This is a genomic window from Gemmobacter nanjingensis, from assembly GCF_014652195.1.
Classification (GTDB): Bacteria; Pseudomonadota; Alphaproteobacteria; order Rhodobacterales; family Rhodobacteraceae; genus Gemmobacter; species Gemmobacter caeni.
The window spans coordinates 72730-88694 of the sequence record NZ_BMYI01000017.1 but is presented as its reverse complement, the minus strand read 5'-3'; the positions used below and the strand labels follow the sequence as shown (position 1 = coordinate 88694).

Below are 15965 nucleotides of genomic sequence, written 5' to 3'. Positions count from 1 at the left end.
CACCTGCCCGGTGATCTTTGGAAAAGCGACTCATTATCAAAGGCTTGCGGAATCACGATCTTGGCGTGCTGGATTCTTTTGCGGAATCCAGGGAATCCAGTTTGCGGAAGCCACCTTGCCGGAAGCCAGCCAGCGGAAGCCACTTGCAGGGAAGCCATTGAATCCGCGTGCATTTTTCATTTGACAAAGCTGCCCCCCTTGACCTACCCCTTGATCATCGAAGAATTGCGCCCGGAGGAACCCCCTCGCGGGCGCTTCTCATTTCCCCCACATCGCGGCTCCCGATCCTGCCGCTGGCATTGCCCAGCGCGCATCGGCATGTCCGCTCGGCCCGACATATGAAAGCTGCCCGATGGACCTGGTCTTTGCGCCGAGCCAGATCGAGACCTGGCCTCTCGACCAGCTGCGCCCGTACGCGCGCAATGCCAAGATCCATGGCACGGACCAGGTGGCGAAGATCGCGGCCAGCATGGCGAAGTTCGGCTGGACCGTGCCTTGCTTGGTGGCCGACGATGGCGAGCTGATCGCGGGGCATGGCCGGGTCCTGGCCGCTGCCATGCTGGGGCTGACCGACGTGCCTGTGATCCGGCTCGGCCACCTCGACGAGGCCGAGCGCCGTGCATACCGCATCGCCGACAACAAGCTGACCGAGTTGGGCGAATGGGACGAGGCGATGCTGCGCGATGAAATCGCTGGGCTGCTGGCCGAGGATTTCGATCTGTCGCTGCTGGGCATCACCGACGAGGATCTGGACGCACTGCTGCGCGATCCGGAACAGGTGGAAGGCGGCGCGGTCGAGGGCGAGGACGACATCCCCGAACCGCCGGTCGCGCCGGTATCAGTGGCGGGTGACCTCTGGCAGCTCGGATCGCACCGGCTGATTTGTGGCGATAGTACCTCCGCCGATGTGGTCGGACGCTTGCTGGGAGATGTTCGACCGTTGCTGATGGTGACGGACCCGCCCTATGGGGTCGAATACGATCCGTCCTGGCGCAATGAGGCCGGTGCGGCCAAGACCAAACGCACCGGCAAGGTGCTGAACGACGACCGCGCCGACTGGCGCGAGGCATGGTCCCTGTTCCCCGGCGATGTCGCCTATGTCTGGCATGGTGCGCTGCACGCGGGCGAGGTGGCCGACAGTCTGGTTGCGGCGGGTTTCGCCGTTCGGTCGCAGATCATCTGGGCCAAGGACCGGCTGGTTCTCAGCCGCGGCGATTATCACTGGCAGCACGAACCCTGCTGGTATGCCGTAAAGAAAACCGGCAAGGGCCATTGGGCCGGGGACCGCAAGCAGACGACGCTCTGGCACATTTCCGGCAAGGACCAGGACGCGGCCACTGTGCACGGCACGCAAAAGCCGGTCGAGTGCATGCGCCGCCCGATCCTGAACAACTCCAGCCCGGGTCAAGCGGTGTTCGAACCCTTCATGGGATCCGGCACCACGTTGATCGCGGCAGAAACCACCGGCCGTGTCTGCTTCGGGATCGAGTTGAACCCGGCCTATGTCGATGTGGCCATCGAGCGCTGGCAGCAATTCACCGGCGCCAATGCCGTGCTGGCCGAGACCGGCGAGACTTTTGCCGACCTGAAAGCCAAGAGGTTGGCGGCATGAATGCGCCCTTGCTGCCGGGCCGGATCGAACATTGGCCGCTTGCCCGGCTGAAACCCTACGCCCGGAACGCCAAGACCCACGATGCCGACCAGGTGGCGAAGATTGCCGCCAGCATGGCTGAGTTCGGCTGGACCGTTCCGGTGCTGGTCGCGGCCGACGGCGAGCTGATCGCTGGCCATGGTCGCATCCTCGCCGCCGCGCACCTTGGGTTGTCTGAAGCCCCGGTGATCGTGCTGGGCCATCTGACAGAGGCGCAGCGCCGGGCGTATCGCATCGCCGACAACAAACTGACCGAGCTGGGCGGCTGGGACGAGGCCCTGCTGCTGCAGGAACTGCAGGCGCTACTGGCTGAGGATTTCGACCTCGGCCTGATCGGGATCCCCGAGGATGAACTCGACGCACTGCTGGCAGACGCTTACGACCGCCCTGCGATTTCTGATGATGCGGCCGATGCGATCCCGGCCCCGCCCGCTGATCCGATCACGAAGCCGGGCGACATCTGGGCGCTGGGCAAGCACCGGCTATGCTGCGGCGATGCCACCGATCCGGCCGTCGTCGCCAGGCTGATGCAGGGCGAACAGGCCACCCTGATGTTCACCTCGCCGCCCTATGCGCAGCAGCGGGACTACGGTGCCGCCAAGGAAAAGGTCGGCAATTGGGATGCGCTGATGCAGGGCGTGTTCGCCACAGCGCCGGTCACCGCCGAGGCGCAGCTGCTGGTCAACCTCGGCCTCGTGCATCGCGACAGCGAATGGCAGCCCTATTGGGAAGGATGGGTGGAATGGATGCGCGCATCTGGCTGGCGGCGGTTTGGCTGGTATGTCTGGGATCAGGGCCCCGGTTTGCCGGGCGACTGGAACGGCCGCCTGGCTCCGTCGCACGAGTTCATTTTCCACTTTAACCGCGCGCCGCGCAAACCGCACAAGACCGTCCCGTCCAAGCACGCGGGCGAAACTTTGGGCGGCGGTGGGCTGCGCGGGGCCGACGGCACCGTCCACGCCAAGACCGGCACAGGCAACGCGATCCAGAGCCACCGCATCCCCGACAGCGTGTTCAGGATCATGCGCCACAAGGGTGGGTTGGGCGCCGCCGGGTCGCACCCGGCAGTGTTCCCGGTGGCGCTGGTCGAAGCGGTGCTGACGGCTTTCTCGGATCCCGGCGACCTGGTCTACGAGCCGTTCTGCGGTTCTGGCACCCAGATCGTTACCGCCGAACGCACTGGGAGGCGGTGTTTCGCGATGGAACTGGACCCGGTCTATTGCGACGTGGCCGTGCGGCGATGGGAGATGGCGACAGGCAGAAATGCCAAGTTGGTTGAGACAGGAGAGGCCTTCGCCGATCTGAATGCAAATCAACGCGACCAGTCGGCTGTCACAGGGTCATGATGCGCTGCCAAGCTTGTGATTTGCGCTGGCGGCCGAAGCGCCAGATTATACTGACACCATGATGCATTCTCTGTCCGCTTTGATCGCTGCTCGCATGAGGCTCTTCCGGGCGAGCTTCATCTTGTTTGCCCTCGGGCTGATGCTGGCGACCGCAAATGCCTGTCCGACGGGGCAAACAGATTGCGATATGGATGACATGGCATCCGGCATTGAAAGCTCGGAGGTCTGTATGTTGGCTTGCGGCGTGCCGCTGCCCATCGAGGTGATGGTCGCCCCAGAGTTAATCGGCACTGTCGCAGCGCTGCCTAAACCAGACCATTCAACCGGCATCGGGCTGCTTCCCGAGCCAGATTTTCGTCCCCCGCGCACCCTTGCATGAGACCTCTGACGCAAAATCAAACTCATCAAGGAGAAATACGATGAAACTGACCCTCACGGCCTCAGCTTTGGTGCTGGCTTTTGGCGGCGCCGCATTTGCGGCATCTGACTGCTGCGGCGACCTGATGGCCTGCTGCGCAGCGATGCTGGAGTGCTGCTTCTAAGCGGACTTCGGTTAAGCGAAACGGAGTGCCAGCCCTGCGGGGCTGGCATTTTTCATTGGAGGAGATCGAACGACACGGTGTCTGCGCGGCGTGCGCTTCTGAACGGCGCGTTCCTGTCAGGCGATGCGGTACACCCTTCCGCGACCCTCCTCCTTATCGGAGGTCACCACCAGTCCCAGCTTTTTGCCCAAGGCCCCGGACATCGCGCCCCTCGCGGTGTGTGCCAACCATTGCGTCGCAGCGGTGATCTCCTCCATCGTTGCACCCTCGGGCGCCCGAAGCATCGCGATCAGCATCGCCTGCTTGGTCCCCGAACGCGGCGTCGGCTGCGGCGCCTCCGGTGCCTTCGCCGCGTGTTGGCGGATCGCGACCACCGTCTTCACCACCACCGGGTCGATCCCGATGGCCAGAAGCCCGGCGTCGGTGACCACCAACGTGGTGCCATGGCCATCGCCAGTTTCGCGCCAGAGCGGTTCATTGCGCCGCAGGTTGGCATCGACCTCCTGCAGCCAGCCGTGTTCGATCATCTTGGTGACGGCCATCTTCGCCGCCGCCCCAGCCAGCCCCTTGGGCAGCGGCAGGGCGATGTTCTCGGGGCGCTGGGCCCCGGCGCTGAGGATGATCGTCTGGGTTTCAGTCAGCTTGGTCATGGCGTTCCCCTATCGGTCGTTGGCGGCAAGGAAGGCGGTAATCCGCGACATCAGGTCGTTGTGGCCGTCGGCATCCGTGCCGATGATCACGTCACCATCGTCGTCGCGCTCCAGATCGGCGATCTCGCGCAGCAGGGCGATGGCATCGTCGCAGGCGGTGAGGCGGTCGGCCTCCCATGCGGCGGTGATGGCCTCCTGCTCGATCTGGTGGCGATGGGCGGGATCAAGCGGCATGTTCGCCCTCCTTGAAAGCGCTGTCGGTGATCTGGCGCAGGAGGCTGGCGTAATGGTTTAGGGTGCCGACATGGCCCCAGTTGATCTCGTCGGGGCGGGTCTCGAAGTGGTCGTCGCTCAGGCCCTTCAGGCGCTCCAGCATCGCATCAATCTGGAACTTGGTGGCCATGAAGGCGTCGAGGGCTTTAGCATTGTCGGTGGCGCGGCGGGTGGTCATGGCGTGGTCTCCGTGGCTGAGTTGCATCGTTCTGGTGCAATCAGAATCGCTCCATCCCGGAGTGCAATCAACTGAATAACAAGCATTTTCATTGCTTTAGACGTGACGGGTAACACCATGGAAGGCATGTCCGAGCGGGAATATTCCGCCCATTCCGGCCTCTCGCGCGGGGCCATCCAGAAGGCGCGCAAGGCCAGTCGGCTGGTGGTATACAGCGACGGGTCGATCAACGCGGCCGCCTCTGATGTGCGCCGCGCCGACATGACCGATCCGGACCAGCAGCGCCGCAGCACGGGTGGCGATAGCGGGTTCAGCGGTCCCGCAGACAGCTCGTCCTACCTGAAGGCCCGTACCGCGCTGACCGTTTACCAGGCGCAGGACAAGCAGCTTGGCATCCAGAAGAAGAAGGGCACGCTGGTCGACCGGGCCCGGGCGGAAGCGCTGGTGTTCCGTTTGGCCCGACAAGAACGCGATACTTGGGTCACTTGGCCCAACAGAGTGGCGGCGCTGATGGCGGCTGAAGTGGCCTTGGGATTGGAGAAACAAACCGGAACACCGGTGATCATCGAGGCCGCGATCCTGCAGAGGGTGTTGGAAGCCCATGTCAGACAGCACCTCGACGACCTCGCCGATCTCCGAGTTTCCCTCGGATAGCGATGAACTGACCTTCGATCTCGACCTTGGCTTTGACGGGGCCGAGGACATCCTGCGCTCCTGGCGCAAGGGGATGCGTCCCGATCCCGATCTGACGGTGTCGGAATGGGCGGATGAACATCGCTGGCTGTCCTCGCGCGGGGCGGCCGAACCGGGGCGCTATCGTACGGCCCGCGCGCCTTACCTGCGCGAGATCATGGATGCGCTGTCACCGCGCCACCCGGCGCAGCGCGTGACCTTCATGAAGGCCGCGCAGGTTGGCGCGACGGAGGCTGGCAACAACTGGATCGGCTTTGTCATCCATCACGCGCCGGGGCCGATGCTGGCGGTATTGCCGAGCCTCGAACTGGCGAAGCGCACGTCGCGCGGGCGGCTGGATCCTTTGATTTCCGATTCCCCGGCTCTGCGCGAACGGGTCAACCCTGCCCGGTCGCGCGACGCGGGCAACTCGATGCTGTCAAAGGAATTCCCCGGCGGCATCCTGGTGCTGACCGGCGCCAACAGTGCCACCGGCCTACGGTCAATGCCTGCTCGGTACATCTTCCTCGACGAGGTCGACGCCTATCCCGCCTCGGCCGACGAGGAAGGCGACCCGGTCACGCTTGCGGAGGCGCGGACCACGACCTTCTCGCATCGGCGCAAGGTGTTCATGGTCTCGACGCCGACCATCCGGGGCCTCAGCCGGATCGAGCGAGAATTCGAGGCTTCGGACCAGCGCCGCTATTTCGTGCCCTGCCCCCACTGCGGGGAGATGCAGTGGCTGCAGTTCGAACGCCTTCGCTGGGACAAGGGGCGGCCTGACACCGCAGCCTACCACTGCGAGGGCTGCGAAAAGCCCATCGCTGAGCATCACAAGACGCAGATGCTGGAAAGCGGGGAGTGGCGCGCGACCACCATTTCGGCTGACCCGCATTCCATCGGCTTTCATATCTCGGCGCTCTATTCGCCCTTGGGCTGGAAAAGCTGGCAGCAGATCGCCCGCGAATGGCTGGCGGCGCAAGGCTCGGAAGAGATGCTGCGCGTCGCGCGCAATACCCTGCTGGGCGAAACATGGGTCGAAAGCGGCGATGCGCCTGAGTGGCAGCGGCTGGCGGAACGGCGCGAAATCTATGGCGGCGCTCAGATTCCCGTCGGCGGTCTGTTCCTGACGGCTGGCGTGGACGTGCAGAAAGACCGGATCGAGGTCGATGTCTGGGCTTGGGGCCGGGGGCTGGAAAGCTGGCTGGTCGATCACATCGTGATTGCTGGCGGCCCGGACGATCCCGCCTGCTGGGACAAGCTGACGGCTTTGCTTGGCCGCACATGGACCTGCGCCAATGGCGCGGTGATGCTGATCGGAAAGCTCGCCATCGACACCGGCTATGAGGCCCCGGCGGTTTACGCATGGGCGCGCAAGCAAGGGTTCGACCAGGTGGCCCCGATCAAGGGTCTCGAAGGGTTCAACCGCGCAACGCCGGTGTCGGGTCCGACCTTTGTCGACGCCACCATCGGCGGCAAGCGTCTGCGCCGCGGGGCGCGGCTCTGGTCGGTGGCCACAGCGACCTTCAAGACCGAAACCTACCGCTTCCTGCGGCTGGAACGCCCCTCGGACGAGGACCGCGCGCTGGGCGTGCTGGACGCCCCCGGCACCGTGCACTTGCCCGACTGGATCGACTCCGAATGGCTGAAACAGCTGGTAGCCGAACAGCTTGTCACCCTGCGCAACAAGCGCGGTTATGCCCACCCCGAATGGCAGAAGATGCGGGAACGCAACGAGGCGCTCGACACCCGCGTCTATGCCCGGGCTGCGGCCTGGATCATGGGCGCTGATCGCTGGGACGAGGCGACCTGGCGACGGCTGGAAGCGCAGGCAGGGGTGGAAACCCGTTCTGCACAACAGACTTCGGCCGTCGCTGAATCCACCACACCCGCCCCGCCCAAGGCCGGAACACCGACCACGCCACGGCGGAAACGCCGGGCCTACACACCGAACTTCATGAGGGATTGAGATGGATCTGGAACGGATGCGCGCGCTGTTGGCAGCGCTGCAGGAGGCGCGTTACGCGGGCGTCCGCTCGGTCAGCTATGACGGCAAGAGCATCAACTATGGCTCGGACGCGGAACTGGCGAACGCCATCAGCGATCTGGAAACCCGGATCGCCACCGCCACGACCGGAACGCCCCGGCGCCGCCGCTGGGGCACTGTGGCCTCGAAGGGCTTGTGATCCATGGCGTTCGAGGCTTTCCGCCAGCGCATCGGCAGCATCATCGGCGGGTTTGACGCGGCGCAGGCCCACCGGCGGCTTCGGGGTTTCCGCGCCAGCCGCGCGCATGTGAACACTTTGATCGCAGCCTCGGGCGACACGATCACCGCCCGGGCGCGCTGGCTGGTCCGCAACAACGGCTATGCCGCAAACGCGGTGGAGAGCTTCGCGAGCAATGTCGTCGGCGATGGCATCAAGCCTTCGTCGACCATCGCGGATGCGGCCAAGAAGGAAGAGCTGCAGACGCTGTGGCTCGCGTGGACCGACGATGCCGATGCCGAGGGGCTTACGGATTTCTATGGCTTGCAGCGCCGGGCGGCGCGCGAGGTGTTCCTGTCGGGCGAGGTGTTCATCCGCATCCGGCCGCGTCGCGCGGAGGATGGTCTGACTGTTCCGCTGCAACTGCAGATGCTGCCTTCGGAAATGCTGCCCTTGGATATGAACCGCACCTTGCCCGGCGCCGGGCTGATCCGGCAGGGGATCGAGTTCGATCCCATCGGCCGCCGCGTCGCTTATCACTTCCTGCGCCGCCATCCGGGCGACCGGACCGATCCGGGGCTATCTGGCGAAACCGTCCGCGTTCTGGCCGCCGACGTGATCCATGTCCTCGACCCGGTGGAAGCCGGCCAGCTGCGCGGTGTGTCGCGCTTCGCGGCCGCCATCGTCAAGCTGTTCACTCTCGACCTATATGACGATGCCGAACTGGAGCGGAAGAAGATCGCCGCGATGTTCGCGATGTTCATCACCTCTCCCGCCCCCGAAACGCCGCTGGAACCGACCGAGGAGGATCTGGAGGTCGAACCCGGTCAGGTGGTGCGGCTGGATCCGGGTGAGGATGTGTCCACCCCGGCCACCCCGGACTCTGGCGGCACTTACGAGCCGTTCCAGTACCGCACGCTGCTACAGATCGCGGCCGCGCTGGGGGTGCCCTATGGCTATCTGACCGGCGACACGGCGAAGGGCAACTTCTCCAACACGCGAATTTCCCTCATCGAATTCCGCCGCCGTATCTCGGCTTGGCAGCATGGCGTACTGGTCTACCAGCTTTGTCGCGCGGTCTGGGTACGCTGGATGGACACGGCCGTGTTGTCGGGCGCCCTGAATCTGCCGAGCTATGACAGCCAGCGCCGCCAATATCATGCCTGCGCCTGGCTGCCCACGAAATGGGACTGGATTGACCCGATGAAGGACGCCTCGGCCGAGATCCTGCAGATCGAGGCGGGGCTGAAATCCCGAACGCAAGCGCTGGCGGAGCGGGGCTACGACGCCGAACAGGTCGACCGCGAAATTGCATCCGAACGGAAACGCGAACTGGCGCTGGGCCTCGACTTCCGCCGCCCGGGGTCACCAGCGCAGGGACCGGGTGAAGGTGGGGCGAGAGATTCGGATCAGGACAGCGCCAAAGACGACGAGGCAGACGACACCGGCGACGAGAAACCCGACCCCAAGGAGGGCGCATGATGCACCACGCCCAGATCGCCCAGCGCGCTTTCAACACACCGCTGATGGTCGACCCGGCCAAGGCGCTGGCCTTCCTGTCCGGGCTGGGGCCGCGCATCACCGGACAGGAGATCACCTTCCAAGGGCTGGGGGTGGATACCGATGACCAACCTGCCGCCAGCTTGCCCGCCCGGGCATCGCTGTTCGGGAACGATCTCGCCCAGCGCCATCAGCGGAACGGCACCCAGCCCTTTGCTGTGGTCGATGGCATCGCCGTGATCGAAATCACAGGCACACTTGTGCATCGCGGTGCCTGGATCGGGCAATCCTCGGGCCTGACATCATACGAGGGCATTGCTGCCCAGCTGCAGGCGGCGCTGGCCGATCCCGGCGTGCGCGGCATTGCCTTGGACATCGACAGCTTTGGAGGCGAAGTAGCCGGGGCCTTCGATCTGGCGGATCGCATCCGCGCCGCTCGGACGCAGAAGCCCGTCCACGCCTTTGTCGCGGAACATGCCCTGTCGGCGGGGTATGTCCTTGCATCCCAGGCCGACCGCATCATCCTGCCCCGTACTGGCGCTGTCGGCAGCATCGGTGTGGTGGCGCTGCACACCGACATGAGTGGGGCGCTGGATCAAAAGGGGATCGGCGTCACGCTGATCCATGCCGGGGCGCACAAGGTCGATGCGAACCCGTATCAGCCCCTGCCAGACGCAGTGCACGACCAGATGCAGCGGGAGTTGGAGGTGGTCCGCTTTCTCTTCGCGGAAACCGTCGCCGCAGGTCGCGGAGATCGGCTGACCCATGCATCCGCGCTGGCGACCGAAGCTGCCGTATTCCGCGGCAGTGACGCCATCGCCGCCGGTCTGGCCGATGATCTCGCCGATCCCGTAACCGCATTCCACGCCTTCGCCGCCGCGCCTCGCGGCACAACCTCCCCCACCAGAAAGGGTCCACAGATGACCACCACACCCACCGACAGCCCGAACCCGGCACCGGTTACCGCTCCTTCTGCGGCATTGCCTGCAGCCCCGGTCGCACCCGCCACGCCCGAACCGCCGGTGAACGCGGCAGCGCCCGTCACCGCCACGATGACCGCCGATGCCGTGCGCGCCGAGGCGGCCGAGGTTGCGCAAGTTTGCGCGCAGGCCGCCCGGCTGGGCGTGACCATCGATGCGGCTGACGCAGTCACCAAGGGTCTCAAACCCGAAGCCCTGCGCGCTCGGGTGCTGGCTGACCTTGCTGCCCGCAGCGATGCCGCTGGCATAATCGCGACCGCCCCGGCTGCGGCGGCCAAGGAAAGCCCCATCGTGGCGGCCGCCAAGAAAACCGCGACCGACGCCAAGCGCTGAACCAGCGCCCCTTCCCAAACCCCCAAACCATGGAGACTGACCAATGCCCGTCCTGACGGAACCGCCCAGCATGGGCGATGTCCTCAAATATGAGGTCAACCCGAACTACACCCGCGAGGTGATCACGCTGCTGATCGGCACCAACTATCCTTCTGGTGCCGTCCTCGGTCGGATCACCGCCAGCGGAAAATACAGCCTGTCGGCCGCGACCGGTGCCGATGGCGCGCAGGTCGCCGTCGCGGTCCTGCTTTACCCGGTGAATGCCACGCTGGCTGACGCTGTTGGCATCGTCGTCGCCCGTGGCCCATCGATCGTGTCGCGCGCGGGCCTGGCCTACGAGGGCACCGTCAACGACGCGGCCAAGATCACCGCCAAGATCGCCCAGTTGGCCGCTGTCGGCATCATCGCCCGCGACGGCGTCTGACGCGCGACGTCGGCATCCCTTTCCCCAAATCCCCGGAGCACCCCATGACTATCGTTCGCAATCCCTTTGACGCTGGCGGTTACTCGCTGGCCGAAATGACGCAGGCCATCAACATTCTGCCCAACCTCTACACCCGCCTCGGCCAGATCGGCCTGTTCCGCTTCGAGGGCGTCACGCAACGGTCGGTGATCATCGAGCAATACGAGGGTGTGCTGAACCTGCTGCCCTCTGTCCCCCTCGGCGGCCCCTCCACGGTTGGCACCCGGGAAGGCCGGTCCATGCGCAGCTTCGCCCTGCCGTGGATCCCGCATGACGATGTGATCCTGCCCGGCGACATTCAGGGCCAGCCCGCTCTGGGCGCCTTCGATGCCGCCGACCCGCTGGTCGAGGTGATGAACCGCAAGCTGCAGCTGATGCGGCGCAAGCATGCCCAGACCCGCGAATACATGGAGATGAATGCGCTGCGCGGGATCGTGAAGGACGGGGCCGGGACGACCCTTTACAACTACTTCACCGAATTCGGGCTGGCACAAATCTCGGTGGATTTCCTGCTGGGCACCGCTGGCACCCTTGTCCAAAGCAAGGTCCGCGAGGTCTTGCGGGCAATCGAAGACAACCTCCTCGGCGAAAGCATGACGGACGTACATGCCCTCGTCAGCCGGGAATTCTTCGACAAGCTGATCGCACATCCCAAGACCGAGGAGGCGTACAAGTTCTACGCTGCGACCGGCGCGCAGCCCTTGCGCCAGGATGTGCGGCGCAACTTCCCCTTCGCGGGCATCGTGTTCGAGGAATACTCGGGCACGGTCACGCTTTCCACCAAGGCGACCGAACGGCTGGTCCCCGCCAGCGAAGGCATCGCTTTCCCCTTGGGCACGATGGACACTTTCACCACCTACGGCGGCCCGGCGAACCTCCTGGAGGCGGCCAACACCCTTGGTCTGCCACTCTACGCCCGCCAGCACCTCGACGAAAAGGGCCGCTGGATCGACCTGATGACGGAAGCCTCGATCCTGCCGGTCAACAAGCGGCCGCGTATCGCTATCCGCATCCACACCTCGAACTGACGGACCCAGACATGAACGCCTTCGCTGCCGCCATGGACAGGATCTATGCCAACCCGTCCATGGCGGCGGCCGCTGTCTGGATTTCTGCCATCACATCGGAGGAACGCCCCATCCGCGTCATCCGGCGCGCCCCGGACCGCATCACCGATTTCGGCGCTGGGCGCTTTGTCAGTGACACCATAATGGTGGACGTCCGCGTATCCGACCTGCCCGATCTCCGTTCCGGCGATCTGATCGTGATCGGGGCCGACAGCTTCACCATTCAGGGCGAACCTATCCGCGACCGCGAACGCCTGATCTGGACACTGGACCTGCGCCCATCATGAAGCTGAAGGTCCAGTTCAACCCTGACCTCGTCGCGCTGATGCAGGCCGAAATCGCCGCCGGTGAAAAGGCAGTGTCGGCGGCGATGCGCGAGGCAGGCACCTCCCTGAAATCCGCCTGGCGTGGCCAGATCACCGGCGCGGGATTGGGCATGCGCCTAGCTAACTCGATCCGCTCCGCCAGTTTCCCCAAATCCGGCGAAAGCCTGAACGCGGCGGCGCTGGTCTGGTCCAACGCCCCGGTGATCATCGGCGCGCACGACACTGGCCCGCTGATCCGGTCAAAAAATGGGTTCTGGCTGGCGATCCCCACCCCGGCGGCAGGCAAAAGCACGAAGGGTGGCCGCATCACGCCAGGCGAATGGGAACGCCGCACGGGGTTGCGCCTCCGGTTCATCTACCGACGTCGCGGGCCGAGCCTGCTGGTGGCGAAGGGGAGGCTGAATTCCAAAGGTCGGGCAGTGGCGTCCAGGTCGAAAACCGGGCGTGGGGTCGCGACTGTCCCGATATTCCTGCTGGTCCCGCAGGTCAAATTGCGCAAGCGGCTCGATCTGGCGCGGGATGCGGAGCGGGCGGTGGATGGCGTGCCGGGGATGATTGTGGCGGGCTGGATCAGTGGCAAGCAATGATCGTGCCCGTTCAGAAGAAGCGGCCATGAGGCTGGGGAGCCTTACTGGCCGCTTCCCGAGGTTTGGAATCAAGCTGCGGCAGTCGCTTCGATTTCGAACAACAAGCTCGGAATGGCGAGCCGCGTGACGCCAAGCAAGGTCATTGGCGGGGCGCATTGAATCGGCCCGAAACGCATGCCGAGAAGATCGAAGTTCTTGAGTGCCTCATCGACATCGGTGGCATAAACACCAAGCCGCACGACGTTGCGCAGCCCCATGTCGGCTTTGGCAAGAACGGCCTCCAGATTGTCCAGTGCAAGGCTGATCTGGCCGCGCATGTCGCCCGGGTGTTGCGGGTTGCCCTCAGCGTCGACGGCCGTCTGACCGGCACAGATCAGGTGGCGCGAAATGCCTTCGATCGTCTCGGCCTGATTGTAGCCCAGCTTCAAAGACCATTCCCAAGGGTTTACGGCTGTACGTTGCATCGTCTCTTTCTCCTAGCTGACAGTTGCAACACAGCTCTAGTTTGAAATGGTGCCACATTTTGTCACCAATCATGTTACTGTGATTGTATGGATATTCGCTCCCGCCATGATGCCATCGTCCGCAGCCTCCGTCGCAAGGGCACGGCGACGGTCGATGAACTTGCTCAAGAGGTCAACGCCTCAAGGCGAACGATCCTGCGCGACATCAGCGTGCTGCGCGATCAAGGCTTTGTCATACATTCTGAGCCCGGGCGCGGCGGCGGTTTGCAACTCGATCCACAGTCGGTCCAGACGACGCCACGTCTTGCGGTGACCGAGGTCTTTGCGCTGTTGTTAAGCGTCGCCGCGATGCGGGCAGCTGGAAACCTACCCTTTTCGGGTCTCGCGGATGCCGGTCTGGCCAAGATCGAAAAAGCCCTTCCACCCGAGAAGGTGCACGATCTGCGCAGGTTCCTCGACTGCCTCTATGTCGGAAAGCTGTCACCGCAACAGGACTTGTCGGACATAGGGACCATGGACGCCGCGTTGTTGCCTGCTTTCGAGACAGCATTTCTGGAGCGCGTAATGCTGAATTTTCGCTATCGTGACGCAAAAGGGCATCTAACCCAGCGCGAAGTCGAACCGCAGGCAATGCTCATCCTGCCACCCCTGTGGTATCTGGTTGCCTGGGATCCCGCGCGTCAAGATTTCCGACATTTCCGGATGGACAGGATCGCGAATCCGGAAGCTGTAGAAGGTTCAAGATTCCGGCAACGCCATGTTCCGTTTGAGGATGACGTCTGCCCCTATGGCGATCTGCCTCGATAGTCCTTCGCGGCGCAAAATCTGGAGTCGCGTTTGGCAGCCGATTTTGATGCCGCGCCTTAAAGCTCAGAGCTGGAACAAATCATGCCCACCACCCGCGAAACCACCCTCGTCGCGCTGCACACGCGGCTGCAGCCACTTGCCGCCCTTGTTCTGCGTGACGAGGTTCTGCCCGAGCGGATCCCGCCAGCAGGGCTGATCATTTTGCGCGACGGCCAGCCCGGCGAACCGGAAGTCACGCTGTCGCCGCTGCGTTATCACTATCAGCATCGGGCCGAATTGGAGGTTGTCGTCCAAGCGGGCACTGGCAGGGCCAGCGCCTTCGACACCCTGATCGCCGCCATCGGCACGACGCTGGAAATCGACCGCACCCTTGGCGGCCTTTGCGATTGGGTCGAACCCGAAGCCCCGGCCTCGGTCGATCTGCCCATCGAGGGCGCGGCTGCACTCAAGGCGGCGATCGTCACCGTCGTGCTGCACTACACCACCAACGGCCCCCTGGCCTGACACCCCCAACATCGAGGAGACCCCCATGGCACGTGCGCAAGGCGCGCGGGCGCAGATGGCGCTTGCGTATGAGACGGTTTATGGCACCCCGCCGGTCAGTGGGTTCCGCTTGATGCCCTTTGCCCGGACCACGCTGGGATCGGAACAGCCGCTGCTGGAATCCGAATTGTTGGGCTATGGCCGCGATCCGCTGGCCCCGATCAAGGATGCGGTCACCGCCGACGGCGAGGTGGTGATCCCCATCGATGTGGAAGCGTTCGGGTTCTGGCTGAAGGCAGCTTTCGGCCAGCCGGTCACCAGCGGCACGACCCCGAAGACCCACACCTTTCAATCGGGCAACTGGACGCTGCCCAGCATGGCGATTGAAACCGCCATGCCGGAGGTGCCTCGCTTTGCGATGTATTCCGGCTGCGTGCTGGATCAGCTGACCTGGCAGATGCAGCGGTCGGGTCTATTGACTGCAACCGCGCGGTTGGTGGCCCAAGGCGAAACCATCGCTGCTGCCACGGCGGCTGGCACGCCAACGGCGCTGGGCCTGCAGCGGTTTGGCCATTTCAATGGCACGGTGAAAAGGAACGGCTCGGCCTTGGGCAACGTGGTTTCGGCCGAGATCACCTATGCCAACAACCTCGACCGGATCGAAACCATCCGCGGCGATGGCCGCATCGATGGCGCCGATCCTGCCATGGCCGCCCTGTCGGGCCGGATAGAGGTGCGGTTTTCCGACATGGCGCTGATCACCCAAGCGATCGACGGCACACCCTGCGAGCTGGAGTTCAACTACAGCCTCGGGGCCAACGCCAGTTTCACCTTCACCGCCCATGCTGTCTATCTGCCCCGCCCGCGCATCGAGATCGCCGGGCCCCAAGGCGTGCAGGCGACCTTTGACTGGATGGCCGCCAAGGCTACCAGCCCCGCCCGCGTGTGCACCGCCGTTCTCGTCAACACCCTCGCAGGATACTGATCATGATCCGACTGAACCTGACTGCCACGCCCGAATGGCTGGACCTCGCCCCCGGCCTGCGCCTGCTCGTCGGCCCCCTGACCACCGCGCTGATGGTGTCGGCGCGCGCCGATCCGGCCATCGAGGCCCTGCCTGAGGGTGCCAGCCAAGAGGCGCTGGCCCTCGCGATGGCCAAGGCCGTTGCCCGCCGTGCTGTGCTGGATTGGCAGGGCGTGGGCGATGATGCTGGCAATATTGTGCCCGTATCACCCGAGGGCATCGACGCCCTGCTGGAAATCTGGCCGGTCTTCGAGGCGTTCCAGACCACGTATGTCGCCAAGGGTCTGATCTTGGACGCAGAAAAAAACGTCTCCGCGCCCTTGCCGACTGGTCCTTCGGCGGTGGCGACCGATACTGCGCGGCCTGCCAAGTTGCCTGCCCCGACTGCCCCGCAAGGCTAAACCGGCCGCAAACG

General features: G+C 64.5%; 21 protein-coding genes. 17 read left to right on the top strand and 4 right to left on the bottom strand.

Features of this window, described 5'->3' with window-relative positions; genetic code table 11:
* Window positions 1–352 precede the first annotated feature (352 nt).
* From IE126_RS20620 to IE126_RS26290, 4 genes are read left to right on the top strand one after another with little or no spacing between them, the layout of a single operon-like run.
* On the top strand, window positions 353–1612 hold the full coding sequence (locus IE126_RS20620; protein ID WP_189382045.1) for a site-specific DNA-methyltransferase: 1260 nt from the start codon (window positions 353–355) through the stop codon (window positions 1610–1612).
* Window positions 1609–2997 (top strand): site-specific DNA-methyltransferase, encoded by a 1389-nt coding sequence (locus IE126_RS20615; protein ID WP_189382044.1) that lies wholly within the window; start codon window positions 1609–1611, stop codon window positions 2995–2997. Before IE126_RS20620 ends, IE126_RS20615 begins: the two co-directional genes overlap by 4 nt.
* A gap of 58 nt (window positions 2998–3055) precedes the next feature.
* Window positions 3056–3376 (top strand): hypothetical protein, encoded by a 321-nt coding sequence (locus tag IE126_RS20610; protein WP_194678732.1) that lies wholly within the window; start codon window positions 3056–3058, stop codon window positions 3374–3376.
* Window positions 3377–3416: 40 nt separating this feature from the next.
* Window positions 3417–3539: a hypothetical protein gene (locus IE126_RS26290; protein ID WP_268245834.1), complete on the top strand. Its 123-nt coding sequence runs from the start codon at window positions 3417–3419 to the stop codon at window positions 3537–3539.
* Window positions 3540–3655: 116 nt separating this feature from the next.
* On the opposite strand, the gene IE126_RS20605 is transcribed toward IE126_RS26290, so the two are convergent.
* Genes IE126_RS20605 through IE126_RS20595 form a run of 3 tightly spaced genes read right to left on the bottom strand, consistent with a single transcriptional unit; the run spans window position 3656 to window position 4640 of the window.
* Window positions 3656–4189: a DUF3489 domain-containing protein gene (locus IE126_RS20605; RefSeq protein WP_189382042.1), complete on the bottom strand. Its 534-nt coding sequence runs from the start codon at window positions 4187–4189 to the stop codon at window positions 3656–3658.
* 9 nt (window positions 4190–4198) lie between these two features.
* Window positions 4199–4423, bottom strand: a complete 225-nt coding sequence (locus tag IE126_RS20600; RefSeq protein ID WP_189382041.1) for a hypothetical protein — start codon at window positions 4421–4423, stop codon at window positions 4199–4201.
* Window positions 4413–4640 carry a hypothetical protein gene (locus IE126_RS20595; protein WP_189382040.1) on the bottom strand — a complete coding sequence of 76 codons (228 nt, stop codon included), beginning with the start codon at window positions 4638–4640 and terminating at the stop codon, window positions 4413–4415. The genes IE126_RS20600 and IE126_RS20595 overlap by 11 nt, the downstream gene beginning before the upstream one ends.
* A 117-nt stretch (window positions 4641–4757) precedes the next feature.
* On the opposite strand from IE126_RS20595, the gene IE126_RS20590 reads away from it, so the two are divergent.
* The 9 genes from IE126_RS20590 to IE126_RS20550 are packed head-to-tail and all read left to right on the top strand — an operon-like array spanning window position 4758 to window position 12772.
* Window positions 4758–5294: a hypothetical protein gene (locus tag IE126_RS20590; protein ID WP_189382039.1), complete on the top strand. Its 537-nt coding sequence runs from the start codon at window positions 4758–4760 to the stop codon at window positions 5292–5294.
* Complete coding sequence (locus tag IE126_RS20585; RefSeq protein ID WP_189382038.1) at window positions 5242–7281, top strand: phage terminase large subunit family protein; 2040 nt, start codon at window positions 5242–5244, stop codon at window positions 7279–7281. Before IE126_RS20590 ends, IE126_RS20585 begins: the two co-directional genes overlap by 53 nt.
* A 1-nt stretch (window position 7282) precedes the next feature.
* The gene (locus IE126_RS20580; protein ID WP_074555978.1) at window positions 7283–7498 is read left to right on the top strand and encodes a phage head-tail joining protein; all 216 of its coding nucleotides are present in this window, start codon (window positions 7283–7285) and stop codon (window positions 7496–7498) included.
* Window positions 7499–7501: 3 nt separating this feature from the next.
* Window positions 7502–8998 (top strand): phage portal protein, encoded by a 1497-nt coding sequence (locus IE126_RS20575; protein ID WP_189382037.1) that lies wholly within the window; start codon window positions 7502–7504, stop codon window positions 8996–8998.
* A complete protein-coding gene (locus IE126_RS20570) occupies window positions 8998–10329 on the top strand; it encodes a S49 family peptidase (RefSeq protein WP_189382061.1) in 1332 nt (443 codons plus the stop codon). The genes IE126_RS20575 and IE126_RS20570 overlap by 1 nt, the downstream gene beginning before the upstream one ends.
* Before the next feature lie 43 nt (window positions 10330–10372).
* On the top strand, window positions 10373–10753 hold the full coding sequence (locus tag IE126_RS20565; protein ID WP_189382036.1) for a head decoration protein: 381 nt from the start codon (window positions 10373–10375) through the stop codon (window positions 10751–10753).
* 44 nt (window positions 10754–10797) lie between these two features.
* Window positions 10798–11820, top strand: a complete 1023-nt coding sequence (locus IE126_RS20560; protein WP_189382035.1) for a major capsid protein — start codon at window positions 10798–10800, stop codon at window positions 11818–11820.
* Window positions 11821–11831: 11 nt separating this feature from the next.
* Window positions 11832–12146, top strand: a complete 315-nt coding sequence (locus IE126_RS20555; protein ID WP_189382034.1) for a head-tail joining protein — start codon at window positions 11832–11834, stop codon at window positions 12144–12146.
* Window positions 12143–12772 carry a DUF6441 family protein gene (locus tag IE126_RS20550; RefSeq protein ID WP_189382033.1) on the top strand — a complete coding sequence of 210 codons (630 nt, stop codon included), beginning with the start codon at window positions 12143–12145 and terminating at the stop codon, window positions 12770–12772. The genes IE126_RS20555 and IE126_RS20550 overlap by 4 nt, the downstream gene beginning before the upstream one ends.
* Window positions 12773–12840: 68 nt before the next feature.
* On the opposite strand, the gene IE126_RS20545 is transcribed toward IE126_RS20550, so the two are convergent.
* The gene (locus IE126_RS20545) at window positions 12841–13200 is read right to left on the bottom strand and encodes a RidA family protein (RefSeq protein ID WP_229825732.1); all 360 of its coding nucleotides are present in this window, start codon (window positions 13198–13200) and stop codon (window positions 12841–12843) included.
* A gap of 123 nt (window positions 13201–13323) precedes the next feature.
* Between IE126_RS20545 and IE126_RS20540 the strand changes: the two genes are divergently transcribed.
* The 4 genes from IE126_RS20540 to IE126_RS20525 all read left to right on the top strand — a co-directional run bounded on the left by IE126_RS20540 (window position 13324) and on the right by IE126_RS20525 (window position 15951).
* Entirely contained in the window at window positions 13324–14043 is a 720-nt protein-coding gene (locus tag IE126_RS20540) for a helix-turn-helix transcriptional regulator (protein ID WP_189382031.1), read from the top strand.
* An 81-nt stretch (window positions 14044–14124) separates the two neighbouring features.
* The gene (locus IE126_RS20535; RefSeq protein WP_189382030.1) at window positions 14125–14547 is read left to right on the top strand and encodes an acyl-CoA transferase; all 423 of its coding nucleotides are present in this window, start codon (window positions 14125–14127) and stop codon (window positions 14545–14547) included.
* 25 nt (window positions 14548–14572) lie between these two features.
* Window positions 14573–15511, top strand: coding sequence for a phage tail tube protein (locus IE126_RS20530; protein WP_189382029.1), 939 nt, complete (start codon window positions 14573–14575; stop codon window positions 15509–15511).
* A gap of 2 nt (window positions 15512–15513) precedes the next feature.
* Window positions 15514–15951 carry a hypothetical protein gene (locus IE126_RS20525; protein ID WP_189382028.1) on the top strand — a complete coding sequence of 146 codons (438 nt, stop codon included), beginning with the start codon at window positions 15514–15516 and terminating at the stop codon, window positions 15949–15951.
* Window positions 15952–15965: the final 14 nt, after the last annotated feature.

What these genes read in the sequence shown, in the direction of transcription:
- IE126_RS20620 (WP_189382045.1), top strand. Translation starts at nt 353, where the DNA reads ATGGACCTGGTCTTTGCGCCGAGCCAGATCGAGACCTGGCCTCTCGAC.
- IE126_RS20615 (WP_189382044.1), top strand. Translation starts at nt 1,609, where the DNA reads ATGAATGCGCCCTTGCTGCCGGGCCGGATCGAACATTGGCCGCTTGCC.
- IE126_RS20610 (WP_194678732.1), top strand. Translation starts at nt 3,056, where the DNA reads ATGATGCATTCTCTGTCCGCTTTGATCGCTGCTCGCATGAGGCTCTTC.
- IE126_RS26290 (WP_268245834.1), top strand. Translation starts at nt 3,417, where the DNA reads ATGAAACTGACCCTCACGGCCTCAGCTTTGGTGCTGGCTTTTGGCGGC.
- IE126_RS20605 (WP_189382042.1), bottom strand. Translation starts at nt 4,189, where the DNA reads ATGACCAAGCTGACTGAAACCCAGACGATCATCCTCAGCGCCGGGGCC.
- IE126_RS20600 (WP_189382041.1), bottom strand. Translation starts at nt 4,423, where the DNA reads ATGCCGCTTGATCCCGCCCATCGCCACCAGATCGAGCAGGAGGCCATC.
- IE126_RS20595 (WP_189382040.1), bottom strand. Translation starts at nt 4,640, where the DNA reads ATGACCACCCGCCGCGCCACCGACAATGCTAAAGCCCTCGACGCCTTC.
- IE126_RS20590 (WP_189382039.1), top strand. Translation starts at nt 4,758, where the DNA reads ATGGAAGGCATGTCCGAGCGGGAATATTCCGCCCATTCCGGCCTCTCG.
- IE126_RS20585 (WP_189382038.1), top strand. Translation starts at nt 5,242, where the DNA reads ATGTCAGACAGCACCTCGACGACCTCGCCGATCTCCGAGTTTCCCTCG.
- IE126_RS20580 (WP_074555978.1), top strand. Translation starts at nt 7,283, where the DNA reads ATGGATCTGGAACGGATGCGCGCGCTGTTGGCAGCGCTGCAGGAGGCG.
- IE126_RS20575 (WP_189382037.1), top strand. Translation starts at nt 7,502, where the DNA reads ATGGCGTTCGAGGCTTTCCGCCAGCGCATCGGCAGCATCATCGGCGGG.
- IE126_RS20570 (WP_189382061.1), top strand. Translation starts at nt 8,998, where the DNA reads ATGCACCACGCCCAGATCGCCCAGCGCGCTTTCAACACACCGCTGATG.
- IE126_RS20565 (WP_189382036.1), top strand. Translation starts at nt 10,373, where the DNA reads ATGCCCGTCCTGACGGAACCGCCCAGCATGGGCGATGTCCTCAAATAT.
- IE126_RS20560 (WP_189382035.1), top strand. Translation starts at nt 10,798, where the DNA reads ATGACTATCGTTCGCAATCCCTTTGACGCTGGCGGTTACTCGCTGGCC.
- IE126_RS20555 (WP_189382034.1), top strand. Translation starts at nt 11,832, where the DNA reads ATGAACGCCTTCGCTGCCGCCATGGACAGGATCTATGCCAACCCGTCC.
- IE126_RS20550 (WP_189382033.1), top strand. Translation starts at nt 12,143, where the DNA reads ATGAAGCTGAAGGTCCAGTTCAACCCTGACCTCGTCGCGCTGATGCAG.
- IE126_RS20540 (WP_189382031.1), top strand. Translation starts at nt 13,324, where the DNA reads ATGGATATTCGCTCCCGCCATGATGCCATCGTCCGCAGCCTCCGTCGC.
- IE126_RS20535 (WP_189382030.1), top strand. Translation starts at nt 14,125, where the DNA reads ATGCCCACCACCCGCGAAACCACCCTCGTCGCGCTGCACACGCGGCTG.
- IE126_RS20530 (WP_189382029.1), top strand. Translation starts at nt 14,573, where the DNA reads ATGGCACGTGCGCAAGGCGCGCGGGCGCAGATGGCGCTTGCGTATGAG.
- IE126_RS20525 (WP_189382028.1), top strand. Translation starts at nt 15,514, where the DNA reads ATGATCCGACTGAACCTGACTGCCACGCCCGAATGGCTGGACCTCGCC.